Below are 15,671 nucleotides of genomic sequence, written 5' to 3' on the forward strand. Positions count from 1 at the left end.
CAAAGGCTCCGACATGAGTCCCTTCTTTCTGATGACCCTTCTGGCCTCCGGGCTCTTCGCAGGCTTTGTTCACGTGGTTTCCGGCCCGGATCACCTTGCCGCCATCGCACCATATGCCGTCGACGCCAAAGCTCGGGCCTGGCGGACAGGGATTCGATGGGGGGTCGGACACAGCGCCGGCGTCGTTGGCGTGGGGCTGCTCGCGCTATTGCTGCGGGACGCTCTGTCCATAGATATTGTCTCCGCATGGGGCGAGCGTTTCGTGGGCGTCATGCTCTGCGGTATCGGAATCTGGGGACTAAGGGCAGCATTTGCCGACCGGGCCGAAACTCATTCCCATGAGCATCGTGGGCATTCGCATGGTCACCGGCACAAGCATCCGGCCTTTGCTGTTGGCACGGTGCACGGACTCGCCGGGAGTTCGCACTTGCTCGGCATCGTGCCGGCGCTGGCATTGCCCACGAATACCGAAGCGGCAGCCTATCTCCTCGTGTTCGGTCTCGGCACGATCGCCGCGATGGCGACCTTTTCAACTTTCATCGGCTGGCTCGCAGGCCGGCCGGCCGCCCGAAGCGTCAACGTACAAAACGCGCTGATGGCTTCGTTTTCGATGATCGCCATTGTCGTCGGAGGCGTCTGGTTTTGCCAGGGCATCTGAACAGTCCCATTCACCAGGCAGCGGCAACAAGGTCGAAAGTAGCGACCGTGAAAAGCGTGTGGGAAGGAAACTGCACCCCGAATGCACGCAGTAAGTTTGCCGAAATGACATCGGCGGGGAGTTGAATCTGATCACTGCATTAGCCTATTCGATGATCGCGGTCTTCATGACCACGATCATGACCCGCGCTCTCTCTGCGCTCATCGCCTTGATCCTCGTGCCGTCTCTGTTCGCCGTGGCAGCGGGCTTCATGCCGGCTCTGCCCGACATGATGATCAACGGCATCAAGTCGATCGCACCCACAGGCGTACTGCTCCTGTTTGCCATCCTGTACTTCGGCCTGATGATCGATGTCGGCCTGTTCGATCCAATCGTTCGCGTCATCGTGCGCGTCTGCCATGGCGATCCTTTGCGGGTGATCGTCGGCTCGACATTGCTCGCCGCTGTCATCTCGCTCGACGGTGACGGATCGACAACCTATCTTCTGTGCATCACCGCGATGCTGCCGCTGCACCGCAAGCTCGGGATCAATCCATTGATCCTGCCGCTCGTCTCCATGCTGCCCAACAGCATTATGAACATCGCTCCCTGGGGAGGGCCGACGGCTCGCGTGCTCGCTTCTCTCCATCTCGATTCAGGCCAGGTGTTCGTGCCGCTGCTTCCGTCGATGGCCTTCGCGAGTGCAGCATCGATCGCCATCGCGTGGTACTTCGGCCTGGAGGAGCGCAAGCGGCTCGACAAGATTGGCTTCGTGTACACGGGGCCGAAGGTCTCGGAGCGCAGCCTTATTTCGGAGGATCACATGCATCCGCCGCGCGAGCCGCGCTCGGTTCCTCTGTGGCGGCAAGCATTCAACATCGCCCTCACAGTCGCCCTTATGGTTCTGCTGGTGCTTGATGTGGCGCACCTTGCCGTCTTGTTCATGCTGGCGTTCGCTATCGCCGCCACGGTCAACTTTCCGAACCTAGCTGATCAGCGCGAGCGGCTTGCGGCGCACTCTGCTAGCGTGCTGGCCGTCGTCTCGGTCATATTTGCGGCCGGCGTATTTACCGGAATCCTTCAGGGCACAGGCATGACAGAGGCGCTGGCCCACAGCATTGTCTGGCTGATCCCGGACAACCATGGCAACCTGCTTCCGCTCATCACCGCGCTGATAAGCGGCCCATTCACATTCTTCCTCTCGAATGATGCCTTCTATTTCGGGATTGTCCCCGTGCTTGCCGAAGCCGGCAAATCCTATGGCATTGCTCCGGAGGTGATCGCCAGGGCCTCTCTCATCGGGCAGCCACTGCATCTATTGAGTCCGCTCGTGCCGGCGACCTACGTGCTGGTCGGCCTGGCGGAGGTTGAGTTCGCTGATCACCAGCGCTTTGCGTTCAAATGGGCAGGCCTTCTCGCAGCGCTGATGCTGCTGGTTGCCCTCGCCACTGGTATCGTCAGCCTCATTTGAACCTGCAGTGTATTCCGAAGCTACGGGCTGTTGATTTGCACTGATGGGTTGGATGCGCCTCCCACCGGCATCGCAGCGTGCCAAAATGATGATGCCCGGTGCGGTCGTGACTTCGCTGCCTGGGTCGGTCTTGTCCCACGACAGCACTCGAGCGGAGGCAAACAGAAGCTTGGCCGCACCTCAAAGATGGGTCAACGTGATATCCGGCGACTCCTGATCATCGGTGCGATGTCCGTCCTGCATGGGATGACCGGTTTGCCAGTGACGCAGTCGATATACTGGGAGACCAGCCGGTTGCCGGTCGTCTTGTTGAGCGTGTGGAAGCGAACCTTCTCGCTTTCCGACGTCGCCGGCGACATAGAAACGGGACAGGTGACCAGCGAAAGCTTGAGGTAACCTTCCAATACAGGCGTGCCATGACTTATCTGCTCAGCTAGCCTTGCTGCGCGCCTGGGCGCCCGACGCCGATTTGGAAGTATTGAACGACCGGACCTCGTAGTCGAAGTTGAGGGTCGTCGCACAGTTGTCCTCCCTCACTTGCTCCGAGACCTCGCTAGATGCGCGCCGCAGGTGAACGTGACGATCCTGCCGGCGACGAGAAGATCTTACGGCTCAGATCGACGTCGGACGGGTAGACGTAACCCTCGGCTCCTGTCTGGACATTCCTCATCGTCTTCGTGCCCAGTTGCTGTTCGAGGAGCGCGATGTGTTGATCGTCGCGCCCGACCACCCGCTCGCCGGCCGCCAGATGACCGTGGAGCAGCTATCCGCTCTACCTCTCATCGTGGTCGCGGCTGGCGGGATTGAGTTTGCGCAGTTATCGGAGCGCGGCTTGAGCCGCCGCACGGAAATGTTGGACCGCGCGGCGCTCGCAGGCGAGTTCGCCAAGATCGGTGCGATCCGAAGCTGATATGCTTTGAAAGGATTCATCATGACCACAGGCACAGTAAAATGGTTCAATTCCACCAAGGGCTTCGGCTTCATTCAGCCTGACAACGGCGGAGATTGGCGCTCTCCTTGTCATAAGGGTAGTCGAAGTCATAAGGGTAGTCGAAGACACGCCCTCTTGACGGCCAGGTGAAGAGGATCGGCGCGGCGTCGGTTCCGGAGTCATGGACGATCTGCGCGAAGCGGAAGACCGCGTCGGCATAGGTGTTGTTAAATCGGTGTACGAAAATGATGACCTAACGCCTGGAGTTTCGATTCCTGTGGTACCAGTCCAGGGCCTGGCCTTCGGACTGGACTTTGGCGACCTGCGTGACCGCAAACTCCTGTTCCGGATTCGGCGGCATGCGTGAGGGCCACTGCACCTCTCCGATCTTGCGGTTCCGGTCGGGAGGTATATGGAGACATCGACGCTGTTGAGGGAAATCGCCGTCCCGCGGCCGCCGGAATAGAGTTTGCCGGGATCCTCCGACGGCTTGCGTGTGGTGGCGACGAGCATGGCGACCCGGCTCGCGTCCGTCGGGGCGACGGCAAGAGGCTGAAGGCGCAACCCGGTGCAAGGAGCGAGAGGGCCATCAGGACCGGGATGGTTCGCCCTATCCCAGCACAAAAAATATCTGGCGGCGGTCGTCTTGGCGAAGCCAAGCCTGGTGAGGCCCTAGGCAATTCGCCCAGGGAGCGGGAGCGATGTCGTCATCTCAGTCTGCTCGACTTCACGAGGAATCCGGAACCAGGCGACGTAGAGCGCCGGCAGGAAGAGAAGCGTCAACGCCGTTCCCACGACGATCCCGCCCATCATCGCGTAGGCCATGGGACCCCAGAATATCTCGTGCGAGATCGGGATCAGGGCCAGAGTCGCGGCCGCGGCAGTGAGCATGATCGGCCGCATACGGTGCTCGGTCGCCTCCACCACCGCCTTCCATGCCGACACTCCCTCGGCACGCAGCTCCTCGATCTGGACGATAAGGATCACGGAGTTGCGGATGAGGATGCCGACCAGCGCGAGGACGCCCAGGAGTGCGACGAAGCCGAGAGGGGAATTGCTGGCGAGAAGCGCCACGACGACGCCGATGAGGGCCAACGGCGCCACCGAAAAGACCAGGAACAGCCTGTGGAAGCTCTGAAGCTGGATCATCAGGAGCGTCGCCATGATGACGAACATCGCCGGTGCCACATTTGCGATCGGCCCCTGGGACTTGGCGCTTTCCTCGACCGCGCCGCCGACCTGAACGGAATACCCGGCCGGCAGGCTCTTCTCAAACGTTGCAATCTTGTCGGACAGATCTTTCACAACGGTCGCCGGCTGCGTCGCATCACTGATCCCGGCCTTGATCGTGATCGTCGGAAGTCTGTCGCGCCGCCAGATCGTCGGCTGTTCGAGCTCATAGTGGAAGGTTGCGACCGATGACAGCGGGACGGACTGGCCGCTACTGCTCTGCAGTTGCAGGTCGAGCAGCGTGTCGATCGATTCTCGCTCCTTAGCGGCGGCACGGCCGACTACATCGACCAGATAGATGTCGTCCCGGACCTGCGTTATGGCGTCGCCCTGTACGACGGTGTTGAGCGCCATGGCGATGTCCTGGGACGAGACGCCGAGCTGTCGCGCCTTGTCCTGCAGCACGTCGATCTTCACGACGCGGGCCGGCTCGTTCCAGTCGAAGGCGAGGTTCTTCAGCGAAGGATCGGTGCCGACGATAGACGCCAGTTTCTGTGCCAGGTCGCGCACCGTCTGGAGATCCTCGCCGGACACGCGGTACTGGATCGGCTTGCCAACCGGCGGTCCGACTTCCAGAAGCTTCACATAGGCGTCGGTGCCGGGAATAGTCTTTTGAAGGTAAGCTTCCACTTCCCCCTTCAGCTTGTCCCGAACATCGAGCCCCTTGGTGACGATGACGGTCTGGCCGAAGGCAACGTCAGCCGGCTGCACGTCGAAGGAAAGGATGAAGCGCGGCGCGCCTCTCCCGACATATGTCGACCAGTGCTCGACCGTAGGATTGTTGGCCAGCATCTCGTGTTCGAACTGAGCCATTTGGCGGCTCGTTTCGGCAATTGAGCTGTTCTGCGGCAGATTCCAGTCAACGATCAGTTCCGGCCGATCCGAACTCGGGAAGAACTGCTGTTGCACCATCGTCAGGCCGACGATCGATCCTGCGAAGAGGACGACGGTGGCGATGATCGTCATCCAGCGCCAGCGCAGGCAGAACTGCAGCAGGTTCGAAAACGCCTTCGCGAACCGGCCCTTGTGTTCGGCATGCTTCTTCATCGTCTTCGGCAGCAAGGTCACGCCGATGAGGGGCGTGAACACTACGGCGACGATCCAGGATACGACGAGCGATACGGTGATGACGACGAAGAGGGTGAAGGTAAACTCGCCGGCGCTGCTCTTGTTGAATGCGACCGGTATGAAGCCCGCAACAGTCACGAGCGTGCCGGTCAGCATCGGAAAGGCCGTGGACGTGTAGACGTAAGTGGCGGCCTTCCTGAGACTGTCACCCATTTCCAGCCGTGCCACCATCATCTCGACGGCGATCATGGCGTCGTCGACGAGGAGGCCGAGCGCGATGATCAGCGCTCCGAGCGAGATACGCTGCAGGGATATGCCTGTATAGAGCATCACCATAAAGGTGATACCGAGAACGAGCGGGATCGCGATTGCCACGACGAGGCCGGCCCTGAACCCGAGACTGATGAAACTGATCGCGAGCACGATCGCGACCGCCTCGAACAGCGCCTTCGTGAAGCCACCCACTGCCTCGTCAACCACTTTCGGCTGGTCGGAGACCTGTTCAACGGAGACGCCGACCGGAAGATCCTGTACGATCTTGCTCATCGTCTTTTCGAGCGTTTCGCCGAAGGCAAGCAGATTGCCGCCCGTCTTCATACCAATCGCAAGCCCGATGGCCGGCTTTCCGTTGAAGCGGAAGAGCGACGTCGGCGGGTCGACGTAGCCGCGGGTGATCGTTGCGACGTCCGTCAGCGGAAAGAAGCGATCGTTTACCCTGAGGTTGATCCCGCGCAAGGTATCTTCGGAGATGAAACGCCCGCCGACGCGCAGTGCAATGCGTTCCGGTCCTGTCTGGATGAAACCTGACTGGGTGACGGCGTTCTGCGCCTGCAGCGTGGCAATGATGTCGGCCTGATTAATGCCGAGGGCGGCGATCTTCCGGGTGGAGAATTCGAGATAGATGACCTCGTCCTGCGCACCGATAATGTCGACCTTGCCGACGTCCGGAATCTTGAGGATCTGCGTTCGGGCACCTTCGGCGAAATCGCGCAGTTCCCTCTGACTAAGGCCGTCGCCCGTGAAGGCAAAGATATTGCCATAGACGTCGCCGAACTGATCGTCGAAGAAGGGACCGACGACACCTTGCGGGAACTCGTGCTTGATATCGTCGATCAAGTTGCGGACCCGCGACCAGGTGGGCTTTACGTCCCGCGCGTTTGTATCCGGCAACAAGTCGACGAAGACGGTCGTCTGACCGGCGGTGGTGATACTGCGGGTATGTTCCAGATTGTCGAGTTCCTGGAGCTTCTTTTCGATACGGTCGGTAACCTGCTCGGTCACTTCCTGGGCAGAGGCGCCAGGCCACTGGGCCTGGATCACCATCGTCTTGATCGTGAAGGACGGATCCTCCTCGCGACCGAGCCCAAGATAGGCAAAAGCGCCCGCCACGGCGAACATGATCATGAAATACCAGACGAGCGAGCGATGCTCGAGCGCCCAGTCTGAAGGGTTGAATTTATTCACCGGCGGGCTCCTGTTCGCGTTTCACCTTCTGTCCATCGACAAGTTCATTGACCCCGGCGACGACGACTTCTTCTCCTTCGCGCAGCCCTGATTGAACCCGGACGAAGCGGGCACCAGCCGGCTTGTCGAGTTGGACCGGTCTGAGCTTGACCGTTGCTGTCGACCGGTCCACGACCCAGACGTGGTCGGCGCCATCCTTGTCGCATATGGCGGAGATCGGCAGGGTGACTGATCCCTTCTTTCCTTCAGCCAAGGGCTTGACAGTGACCACCGCACCGAGTCTGAAAACCTCAGGTGCCTGATCTATGGCGAGCTTGACCCTGTAAGTGCGGGTACTGGGATCAGCCTGGGGCGCGATCTCGCGCACCTTGCCCACTGTCTCCTGCTTGGGGTCTAGTTGGAGCGCGACATCGAAGCTGTCGCCCACGCGCCCAGATGAAAGTAGCGCTTCCGGAACATCGATGACCACATCACGCTGTTCAGGACGCGCCAGTCTCAGGACCGGTTGGCCGGGCGACACTGTCTGGCCCATTTCTGCGAACGTGGCGGTGACGACACCGTCAAACTCTGCCTTCAACTCCGCATAGCCAAGCTGCTCCTGCGCCTTTTCGAGGCTGGCTTTTGCTTTTTCGACGTTGGCGTCCGCCGATTTCAGTTGCTGCTCGGCAAGATCGTGATCGGCAACGCTGGCGGCATTTGTGTCGAAGAGAGTTCGCTTGCGCTTTTCGTTCAAGACCGCATTATCAAGCTGTGCCTGAGCGTCGCGCAGGTCGGCTTCCGCACTCCTGACCGCAAGCTGGAGACTGAGGGGATCGATCTCGGCAACGACCTCGTCCTTCGAGACGAGATCGCCGACATCGACCTTGCGCGATATGATCCGTCCGAGCGTTCGAAACGCCAGGTCGGTCTCGATGCGGGCGTGCACGACGCCGGGCAAGCCTTGGATATTCTCCGGCTGAGCGGTGGCTATCACTGTTTCGACGGGACGGGGGGCCACCTCCTCACCGGCGATCGAGCTTTGCTCACAGCCGACAAGGAGCAAGATCGACAGTAAAAGTGGAAGAGATGTGTATAAGCGGTTGATGTTCATCTCACTTGCCTATCCCAAGCAACTGCCTGGCCTTCCCTGAGAAACTTTCCGCCCTCCGTTACGATCAGATCCTTCGGGGCGATGCCGCCGGTCACGACGAAATCGCTTTTGCGGTACCGGTCGACCGAAATCTTGCAGAGGGAAACGGTGTGCTTTTCGGTGTTGACCAGCCACACGGCTGGTTCACCGTCGGCGGAGGTAATCGCGTTATAGGGCAGCACGATTCCCTGGCGCGGAGAGGAGTGGATTTCACCGACCACTGGCGTACCGAGCGGCCATTTCGTGCCATCCTGAAGCGCCACCTTGATCCGGATCGTGCCTGCCTTGGTATCTATCACGGGGGATACTTCCCGGATTTTCGCAGCTACTTTGTCAGGCTGGTCCCCGACTGGCGCCACGTCGACGTCGGCCAACGGGGGGCCGTTCAGGAAGAAGGCCTCGAAGACGTCGAACACCGCGTCTCTCGGACCGTCATCCGCGAGTGTGAAAGCGGACTGCGCCGCCGAGACCACCTGTCCGACTTCGATGGTGCGTGCGGTGATGACCCCGTCCGCGTCGGCTTTCAACTCCGTGTAGGATAGCGCATCCTTGGCCGTCGCCAGCGCGGCCTCGGCGGACTCAAGAGCCGCCTGGGCGCTCAAGAGCTCTTCTTGAGCCGAGTCGAAGGCCTGCTTGGCAATTGCTTGCGATTGTATGAGGCTCTTGGATCGCGCGAAGGCGAGCGTCTTCTGGGTGAGAACCGCCTTCGCCGACTCCAATGCCGCCCGGGCGACACTCAAGTCTGCCTGTTGTTCCGTGTCGTTGAGGCGGGCAAGAACCTCGCCGGCGCGAACGCGCGATCCGACGTCGGCCCGCCTCTCGATCACGCGGCCACTGACGCGAAAGGAGAGTTCGGTCTGGATTCGCGCCTTCACCTCACCGGTGATTTCCGCACCCGGCTGATATTGACCCAAAGCGGCGGCAACGGCGCGCACTTGCTGCGGCGGTGGCGCCACCTCGGCTTTTTCTTCGCAGGCAGCCAGAGATGCGCAGGCGAGGGCAATTCCCAACAATCGAAAAGGCTGCATTTCTTGCTCCGTTACGGTTTGAACCAAAAGAGAGTTGCGCTGATACCGCGTTCGGCCGTCATTTCCTTCAGGTCGCGCAGGCTCAGGCCGTATGCTAGATACCAACGCACGCACAGCAAGATCACCGACTGCTCGAAATGCCGAAACCGCGAAGCGATCATTGCCTGTGACATCATAAACCGCCTTCGGGATCGCTCCTGCCGCCGTCTTGAACCCGTTCGCATCCGGCAAGCCAGTATCTGAACAACCGCATCGAGCAGGATCACCGGCGCATCAAGCGACGCGTCAGACCGATGCTCGGCTTCAAGTCATTCAAATCGGCGGCGGCAACATTGTCCGGCATTGAGATGATCCACATGCTACGCAATCGCCAGTTGCATGATACTCACAGTGACGACCTGTCACTCGCCGAACAGTTCGAAAATCTGGCCGCCGCATCTGACCAGCCACAGAAACCGTCCAGCTTCGCAACTACCTTAAATTTTGAAACAGAACCGCGGAGCCGGCGTCCACCAGCAGGGCGAACAAGCTGTTCCACGGGATGCCGAGCAGCGGGGCGCCCTGTGCTGGCGAACTCTTGCAACTGGCCGTGCATCGACCACCTTCGCACTTGTCCGCGATGGGTGCCCTACCTGACTGTCAATGCAGCACGAGCCTCGGAATCTTTTTTAGTAAAGAAACCAGAGGTTAGCACGCATCGTTGCCGGGTTGTTCATGAGAACCCGCTCGACAGTTTAACACGAGTCAAACGGGCCAAGATTCAAGTCCAACCGGAAGCAAGCGATCAGGCACGGGCGTCACGTGAGACTGCTGCATCGAGATTGGCAATCTGACGCTGTATCACGTGATAGCGGTGGGTGGGTAGCACGCCATCGTTCCGAGCCGCCTGGACGGCTTCACTGCGAACCATGGCTACCTCCGAACGGAGATCCCGAACTTCCGCGGGGCTGAGCAGCCCACGCCGGTGGTCAGCCACGATACGACCATCGACGGCATGGATCTCGCCGAGGACCGTGTCCAACCGGGTTTCCGAGACGAAGATGGGCATCGGATCTACAAGGGGGTCGTCGTGGTGGAACTCGTGTTGATCCCAATGATCGCGATGGTCAAACCCGCCGGCGCGCGAGTCATGTGAATCGTGGGAAGCAGAACCCGAGGGAGCGGCATAAGCGGCTGCGAGAGGGGCAGACATGAGGATGGCGGTGAGCGCCGTTGTAACGATCAAAGAGCGCATTTTTTGCATCTTCTGAAATGTGGAGGCCGACTTTCTTGTCGTCCTCCTGCTGGCAGGTCGTCCAGTTCCGTCGCGTCACGGTGGTCATTCCATCGCCGGCGGTTCTCGGCCTGCATCGAGAGCCTAGAGCCTTGCCGTCGCGAGGTGTAATTAATAAAAGATAATCTTTCCGGCACTGGACATTCCGCAATCCGGCCTAACTTCGTCGCGATAACTAGCGTGCCGCAGAACGTGTCGAATATAGGCGCCGCCTTATTGCAAAAGGTCGGCTGGACTAGGATCAAGTTGCAGAAACTGCTTCATTGCAGTCCGGTGCGCATGCCTTCCGCGAACCATGGTACCTATCGTTGGTGAGAAGGCGGTATCGAAAATGCGATACTCAAAGGGGTGCATCACTTCCCTATAGGGGAACGTTGTGAAACCGTCCTACGTCCTTCATTTGCCGAGTCGATGCAAACGGCACCGAAGTGATCGCCTATGCGATCTGGCTGTGTATTTTCCGCTTTCCACTCAGCCTCGCCTGGGTATACGACTGTCGGCTTCTGCATATCCAACAAGTCTTCACGCCATCAAGCGAATGGATGGCCGTCTACATTGGAGCCGACAGGTTCATTGGCACGCAAGGTATCATCGAGTCAGACAAGCATGATCGAGTGGAATGGCGAGACATCACCACAGGTGCGGAGCCCGTCGTGCCTTATGTCCTCGCTGCGCTCAGATCGCCGATTAAGGCAAAGTCTTCTATTCTCGCCTGTAATCGCACCTGATGCTTCGCAGGAACGCGTTGCGTCGCGAACGTCGATGACGGTCTTCTAAAAAGTTGGGCGGCTGCGGTGACCAGTTTCGTTTTGATCACCGTGCCATAGAGCAACGGCTACTCGTCATCCGAAACTTCCCGAATGCAAACGGTTTGGTTTCCAGTGGCTGTTGGAATTTTTTCGTCGCTCGGGTGGTATTCAGTTCGTCAAACTTGCCTGCGTCGGCCAGTGAAATGATCTCAGCACGGTTTTCCCGGTAGCGGAAAGTAGTGGGTGGAAAATCGTCTCGATACCGAACGTGTGGACTCTGCTGCTCGGACGCGGCACACGTCCCTGCTAAGGGGGTAGGCTCTCCGGCGGCGACCGATACGAAGGCCCCGATCGGTGCCTTGGCCGGTGCGGCGGATGCAACGTACACGACGATGCCACATAGACAGATCAGATATATCCCGATCGGGAATGCGAGACTGTCTAATGGGGATTTCTGGTCTTCATCCTCATAGCGCTTCATTTGAATGCTCCTGAAAGAAGAGGTGCGACCGGGCCTTCAAGAAGGTTGCAGCGACCGGCGACGATCTCACGCTACTGGCTCTGCTCGCGCTAAGTAATTGTCCTTTTGTATAGGCTCACCCGTGAAAGTCACCGCTGACCCGAGGTTTCATGATCGGGAACGCCGGCGTGGCGGGCGCTCGGACTCGCTGAATCGAGCACCCTGAGGGCAACTCGGCGTGGAGGTTCGCCGCGTCCATATGGGTCGAAGATCATCTGGTTGAGCACGACGCTCTCGCAAGCGATATGTGATTGCTTGACCGCTGGGCGGCGGCGGACCCGATGGTGCACCTTCCGTCATCAATGACAGCCGCAATGATAGCCGCGCGGACCGCGCGGACTAGAACGTGGAGATAGAGCCACACATCTGACAACGGACTGCACATCGGGCACGCCAACGTCCCCTAATGGTCGCCCGGAGTCGGGTTCCCGACCTGAGGAGAGCGAGGAGGTTGGCCCGCACACCGATGGCGATGGCGATAAGGCGGTACCCGCTCTTTAGCCTGCTCAGTGGCAATCAGGGGACATCGACGACTTCGTCATTTACGCGGGCGAGTCCGTCGGGCCTGTGCGCGAGATTCTACCAGCGTCTGACATTGTCAGAGCCTTGATCGAGGATGCAGCACAGATCGTGGCGCAGCGAGCCGGGCACTGCAGCGGCCGCTCGACAAAGGCTTGAGAGGACGCCGTCGGTGTGATTCTGAGGGAACATTCAAGGCGTCGTGGCCCACGAAACTACGATGTTGTGGCATCTGTAGGCGTCGTCAGGATTGCAGGCATCGCCTTGAAATGAGATCGGAGCGACGATCTCGTTCGGCGAGGTGGTCAGAAAACCGAACAGCTCACATTCACGCTCGCCATCGCGGACACGCCGAACGCCTAGATGACCGCATAGGCAAACAAGATGCCAATTAAGACAATCGCGACGAGTCCGATCATGAAGCAGAGATCGGCAAACACCTCAAGCTTTCGGCTAAGTGCCGCCTTCTCCTCGTATCGCAACGATAGATAGGATGCTACCGAACTGATCAGGAAGATTACGGCGGCAAGAGCTGCGTACTCGTCGACGTGGCTCCGCCCAGCTTGTATCTCCGTCACCTTAACAAGGCCGACCAGCGTCATGCAAATGCCGATCATCGTGCTCGAAGTTGGCAGAATATGATGCGACAGAGGACTTCTTATGCGTGGGTCTTTGCCTGACATCTGAGCCTCCAACTTCGCCGAGGGAATTTACCGCGCGTTCGAGAAGCAAGCCGGCTTCGTCGACATCGTCCTCGCATGTCGCCCGCATCAGCCTCCGCCACCCGAGAATGACCGAAATGTCTGGCAGCCATCGTCATGACCGCCCGCATGCTCGCGTCAGAACCCTGTTGTCGAGGTCAGTTTCGTACTCCGCATAGGCGAAAGCGCAGAGTTCCAACGGTCTCGCCGCCATGATTTCCGCTACTTCGCGGGAATCGGGAATGTACGAGCTTCTGGCGTAGCGATGATCGGAGTCGGAATTTCCCGACACGAGAAGGTCGGCCTGTCGGGCGAAATGAAAACTGACCCCCCCTAACGAAGCGAAGAACTGACCCCTCGTATCAACACGAGGAGTGATGGATGACGATCGAGATTTCAGGGCATCCTGCATTGTCGCGAACGATGCAGGGCGGGGATATGCTTCAGTCGTCCGATGCTCGGTCGACCGGGCTCGGATGCCGTATTGCGGGGGATGCTGCCCAACTCGCAACCCCTTCGGGCGTAGCGAGGAAGCGTCACGTGTCCAGGCCTCGTCCGTCGAGAGAACTTCGCAGGCGGAACCGCCGCCAAGCAGGGGCGGATTTCCTTCGGGCGTTGGTCGCCGCCCGGTTGCGGGGATGACCGCCTCAGAAACGTCGGGGTGACCTCGACGACGCACGGCGCGCCGGGCAGGACGAGGCCGCGATGAAACGTCACCCGTCCGTTCCGCCAGCACGCCTCGACCGCGTAATATCCCGGAGCGGCATCGAGCGGTCTGACACCGTCGTAATTGAGGCGGAAGTCGGTATATATATCCCTCGTCTACGGGGAGTCCTTGTGGGTCGGCGACCTGCCTGACGCGCACGGCCACGCGGTCATCGCGCGTCCATGGCGTTTCAGAAACCTTGACTGTCAATTGGTCCATCTGCCGATCTCCATTCCGTATGGAATGTTTGCGCATCCGCTCAATGCACTCTTGCAGCCGCGATGACATGCCTTGACGATCCCGCGAGCGCCAGAAAGGGCACGTCGGCGCCTTGAGCGCCGACGCATGCCTTGCATTCGTTCGGATTGTGCCATCCCGCATCAATAATGCGGCTGGCTGGCAACCGCACCGCCGATCAGTGCGCCAACGCCGAAGGCAGCAAACGGATACCAAAATCCGTCCCTATGGCGGCGGTATCCTCGGTGATAGTCGCGCTCCCCGCGATAACCGTGCCAGTAACCCGAGTCGTGGCGGTGGTACTGTACCTGCTCGATGTTAGAGGCCCATGGAGCAGTTGTGGGTATTGGCATTGCCGCTGCCGGCACCGATGTTGCTGCAATCAACAACCCAAGGGCGCCGGCGATCAGGGATTTCTGCTTGTACATCTCGGGGAATCCTTGGAGGAGGCGGACGCGATGACGATTTTAGCAACGCGGTTCACGATGGTATGCTTTCATCTGCTGAGACGGTCGGCTGTCCTGCAGGGGATCGTCTGCGTTACTCCAATGAGTTGGGCCTGCCGAAGAATCGATTCAATGGCTACGCCTCTGAAATAGAATTACAAATTGTTCATCTGGATTGATCTTGAATTGTCGTTTTGTAATGTTTGCCAGAGCGCAATCGTTGCTTGGCAAACAACGTTTCTATCGATGGCCTAGCGACGGACGGCTAAGGCCTTCATGGGGCGGGTTTTGATACTGGTGTTGTCTCCTTTCATCGCCGCTTCCACAAAGCGGATGACATTTGCCAACCATGTCGTCGTCCCACATATCATCGTGACCAGAGTCCTAATTAATCAGCATCTGCCTTGGATCGGGAGCAATGCGATATAGCGCCTCACCCGAAGACAGCGGGATGTGTCAACACTCAAAATGCTGGGATCGACGTACCTGGGGGGATTCTCAATCTGTGTGGGCCGTCACCTCTCGAAGCGCGAGCCTCTTCGGCACTTCGCGCAGCCATGCCCGGAGCCATTCCTTCGCCTCGACTCGCACGGAAGCCTGCTCCTCGGGAGAGTGGATCCGGTTCCCCGCCAGTACAAGGCCGCGCTGCCATGTGAACTACGACCTTGGGTAAATCTCGGTTGCCGGTTAGTCGCTTAAGTCGGTGGATCTTGGAAGAGGGAATTCATGCAGGTCAATCCTGCTATCTCGCAATGTTCGCGCATCAACCGGCCAAGTTCGGTTTTTGAGCGGTCCATATCTATGGGCGCTGATCTGCCACAGGCTTCTCGATGCACCCCGTGCCGAAAGATGTCGATGCCGTCGAAAAGACATCCCGATGGCCTTCCAGTCATTAACGGGGCACCGGATTTCCGAGACGATGGATTTCCGGATGACTTATCCTTCGCGAAAAGGTCGCGCATCGCCGCAATCCTACGATCGGCGAGCCGGATATCTGTTCAATGCTGGTTCGCGGAAGGCATGCGCACCGGACTGCAATGAAGCAGTTTCTGCAACTTGATCCCAGTCCAGCCGACCTTTTGCAATAAGGCGGCGCCTATATTCGACACGTTCTGCGGCACGCTAGTTATCGCGACGAAGTTAGGCCGGATTGCGGAATGTCCAGTGCCGGAAAGATTATCTTTTATTAATTACACCTCGCGACGGCAAGGCTCTAGGCTCTCGATGCAGGCCGAGAACCGCCGGCGATGGAATGACCACCGTGACGCGACGGAACTGGACGACCTGCCAGCAGGAGGACGACAAGAAAGTCGGCCTCCACATTTCAGAAGATGCAAAAAATGCGCTCTTTGATCGTTACAACGGCTGCTCAGCCCCGCGGAAGTTCGGGATCTCCGTTCGGAGGTAGCCATGGTTCGCAGTGAAGCCGTCCAGGCGGCTCGGAACGATGGCGTGCTACCCACCCACCGCTATCACGTGATACAGCGTCAGATTGCCAATCTCGATGCAGCAGTCTCACGTGACGCCCGTGCCTGGTCGCTTGCTTCCGGTTGGACTTGAAT

13 protein-coding genes and 7 pseudogenes are annotated in these 15,671 nt (G+C 59.2%); 8 read left to right on the forward strand and 12 right to left on the reverse strand.

All coding sequences use genetic code 11. The annotated features are described in order from the left end of the window. Nucleotides 1–13 precede the first annotated feature (13 nt). The 3 genes and pseudogenes from QA644_RS24385 to QA644_RS24395 form a co-directional block, all read left to right on the forward strand. Nucleotides 14–658 (forward strand): sulfite exporter TauE/SafE family protein, encoded by a 645-nt coding sequence (locus QA644_RS24385; protein WP_283073633.1) that lies wholly within the window; start codon nt 14–16, stop codon nt 656–658. A 127-nt stretch (nt 659–785) separates the two neighbouring features. Beyond that, nucleotides 786–2,108, forward strand: coding sequence for a citrate:proton symporter (locus QA644_RS24390; protein WP_283074012.1), 1,323 nt, complete (start codon nt 786–788; stop codon nt 2,106–2,108). Between the two features lie 96 nt (nt 2,109–2,204). Then, nucleotides 2,205–2,348: pseudogene (locus QA644_RS24395) on the forward strand (transposase); the annotation flags it as partial. Nucleotides 2,349–2,356: 8 nt separating this feature from the next. Here the strand turns inward: QA644_RS24395 and QA644_RS24400 are convergent. Further along, nucleotides 2,357–2,467, reverse strand: a pseudogene (locus tag QA644_RS24400) (Ku protein); the annotation flags it as partial. Nucleotides 2,468–2,763: 296 nt separating this feature from the next. Here QA644_RS24400 and QA644_RS24405 point away from each other — a divergent pair. Together QA644_RS24405 and QA644_RS24410 are read left to right on the forward strand one after the other, a co-directional pair. After that, nucleotides 2,764–3,018, forward strand: a complete 255-nt coding sequence (locus QA644_RS24405) for a LysR substrate-binding domain-containing protein (RefSeq protein WP_283074013.1) — start codon at nt 2,764–2,766, stop codon at nt 3,016–3,018. Nucleotides 3,019–3,039: 21 nt separating this feature from the next. Beyond that, a pseudogene (locus tag QA644_RS24410) lies at nt 3,040–3,111 on the forward strand (cold shock domain-containing protein); the annotation flags it as partial. Here the strand turns inward: QA644_RS24410 and QA644_RS24415 are convergent. Further along, complete coding sequence (locus QA644_RS24415; protein ID WP_349254141.1) at nt 3,089–3,289, reverse strand: alpha/beta hydrolase; 201 nt, start codon at nt 3,287–3,289, stop codon at nt 3,089–3,091. The pseudogene QA644_RS24410 and the gene QA644_RS24415 sit on opposite strands and share 23 nt — an antisense overlap. Between QA644_RS24415 and QA644_RS24420 the strand changes: the two genes are divergently transcribed. Next, on the forward strand, nt 3,221–3,406 hold the full coding sequence (locus QA644_RS24420; RefSeq protein ID WP_283073634.1) for a hypothetical protein: 186 nt from the start codon (nt 3,221–3,223) through the stop codon (nt 3,404–3,406). The two genes, QA644_RS24415 and QA644_RS24420, sit on opposite strands and share 69 nt — an antisense overlap. Nucleotides 3,407–3,711: 305 nt before the next feature. On the opposite strand, the gene QA644_RS24425 is transcribed toward QA644_RS24420, so the two are convergent. The 4 genes and pseudogenes from QA644_RS24425 to QA644_RS24440 all read right to left on the reverse strand — a co-directional run. Then, nucleotides 3,712–6,801: an efflux RND transporter permease subunit gene (locus QA644_RS24425; RefSeq protein ID WP_283073635.1), complete on the reverse strand. Its 3,090-nt coding sequence runs from the start codon at nt 6,799–6,801 to the stop codon at nt 3,712–3,714. Further along, complete coding sequence (locus QA644_RS24430) at nt 6,794–7,891, reverse strand: efflux RND transporter periplasmic adaptor subunit (RefSeq protein ID WP_283073636.1); 1,098 nt, start codon at nt 7,889–7,891, stop codon at nt 6,794–6,796. Before QA644_RS24430 ends, QA644_RS24425 begins: the two co-directional genes overlap by 8 nt. Beyond that, nucleotides 7,888–8,958, reverse strand: a complete 1,071-nt coding sequence (locus tag QA644_RS24435; RefSeq protein WP_283073637.1) for an efflux RND transporter periplasmic adaptor subunit — start codon at nt 8,956–8,958, stop codon at nt 7,888–7,890. Before QA644_RS24435 ends, QA644_RS24430 begins: the two co-directional genes overlap by 4 nt. A 38-nt stretch (nt 8,959–8,996) precedes the next feature. Then, nucleotides 8,997–9,131, reverse strand: a pseudogene (locus QA644_RS24440) (IS6 family transposase); the annotation flags it as partial. A gap of 57 nt (nt 9,132–9,188) precedes the next feature. Here QA644_RS24440 and QA644_RS24445 point away from each other — a divergent pair. Further along, nucleotides 9,189–9,323, forward strand: a pseudogene (locus QA644_RS24445) (DDE-type integrase/transposase/recombinase); the annotation flags it as partial. A 419-nt stretch (nt 9,324–9,742) separates the two neighbouring features. Here QA644_RS24445 and QA644_RS24450 read toward each other — a convergent pair. The 6 genes and pseudogenes from QA644_RS24450 to QA644_RS24475 all read right to left on the reverse strand — a co-directional run. Then, nucleotides 9,743–10,192: a hypothetical protein gene (locus tag QA644_RS24450; RefSeq protein ID WP_283073638.1), complete on the reverse strand. Its 450-nt coding sequence runs from the start codon at nt 10,190–10,192 to the stop codon at nt 9,743–9,745. An 852-nt stretch (nt 10,193–11,044) separates the two neighbouring features. Then, a complete protein-coding gene (locus tag QA644_RS24455; protein ID WP_283073639.1) occupies nt 11,045–11,461 on the reverse strand; it encodes a hypothetical protein in 417 nt (138 codons plus the stop codon). Nucleotides 11,462–12,249: 788 nt separating this feature from the next. Next, nucleotides 12,250–12,379 (reverse strand): annotated as a pseudogene (locus QA644_RS24460) (SOS response-associated peptidase); the annotation flags it as partial. Continuing rightward, the gene (locus QA644_RS24465) at nt 12,379–12,702 is read right to left on the reverse strand and encodes a hypothetical protein (protein ID WP_283073640.1); all 324 of its coding nucleotides are present in this window, start codon (nt 12,700–12,702) and stop codon (nt 12,379–12,381) included. The pseudogene QA644_RS24460 and the gene QA644_RS24465, both read right to left, overlap by 1 nt. A gap of 1,104 nt (nt 12,703–13,806) precedes the next feature. Beyond that, on the reverse strand, nt 13,807–14,091 hold the full coding sequence (locus QA644_RS24470; RefSeq protein WP_283073641.1) for a hypothetical protein: 285 nt from the start codon (nt 14,089–14,091) through the stop codon (nt 13,807–13,809). A 269-nt stretch (nt 14,092–14,360) separates the two neighbouring features. Next, nucleotides 14,361–14,562 (reverse strand): annotated as a pseudogene (locus QA644_RS24475) (hypothetical protein); the annotation flags it as partial. Between the two features lie 957 nt (nt 14,563–15,519). On the opposite strand from QA644_RS24475, the gene QA644_RS24480 reads away from it, so the two are divergent. Further along, nucleotides 15,520–15,669 (forward strand): hypothetical protein, encoded by a 150-nt coding sequence (locus tag QA644_RS24480; RefSeq protein ID WP_283073642.1) that lies wholly within the window; start codon nt 15,520–15,522, stop codon nt 15,667–15,669. Nucleotides 15,670–15,671 lie beyond the last annotated feature (2 nt).

Origin of the sequence: Rhizobium sp. CC1099 (assembly GCF_029714385.1) — a bacterium.
GTDB lineage: Bacteria > Pseudomonadota > Alphaproteobacteria > Rhizobiales > Rhizobiaceae > Rhizobium.

Coding starts and splice junctions, on each gene's coding strand:
- QA644_RS24385 (WP_283073633.1), top strand. CDS start 14: ATGAGTCCCTTCTTTCTGATGACCCTTCTGGCCTCCGGGCTCTTCGCA.
- QA644_RS24420 (WP_283073634.1), top strand. CDS start 3,221: ATGGACGATCTGCGCGAAGCGGAAGACCGCGTCGGCATAGGTGTTGTT.
- QA644_RS24470 (WP_283073641.1), bottom strand. CDS start 14,091: ATGTACAAGCAGAAATCCCTGATCGCCGGCGCCCTTGGGTTGTTGATT.
- QA644_RS24465 (WP_283073640.1), bottom strand. CDS start 12,702: ATGTCAGGCAAAGACCCACGCATAAGAAGTCCTCTGTCGCATCATATT.
- QA644_RS24430 (WP_283073636.1), bottom strand. CDS start 7,891: ATGAACATCAACCGCTTATACACATCTCTTCCACTTTTACTGTCGATC.
- QA644_RS24480 (WP_283073642.1), top strand. CDS start 15,520: ATGGTTCGCAGTGAAGCCGTCCAGGCGGCTCGGAACGATGGCGTGCTA.
- QA644_RS24455 (WP_283073639.1), bottom strand. CDS start 11,461: ATGAAGCGCTATGAGGATGAAGACCAGAAATCCCCATTAGACAGTCTC.
- QA644_RS24450 (WP_283073638.1), bottom strand. CDS start 10,192: ATGCGCTCTTTGATCGTTACAACGGCGCTCACCGCCATCCTCATGTCT.
- QA644_RS24435 (WP_283073637.1), bottom strand. CDS start 8,958: ATGCAGCCTTTTCGATTGTTGGGAATTGCCCTCGCCTGCGCATCTCTG.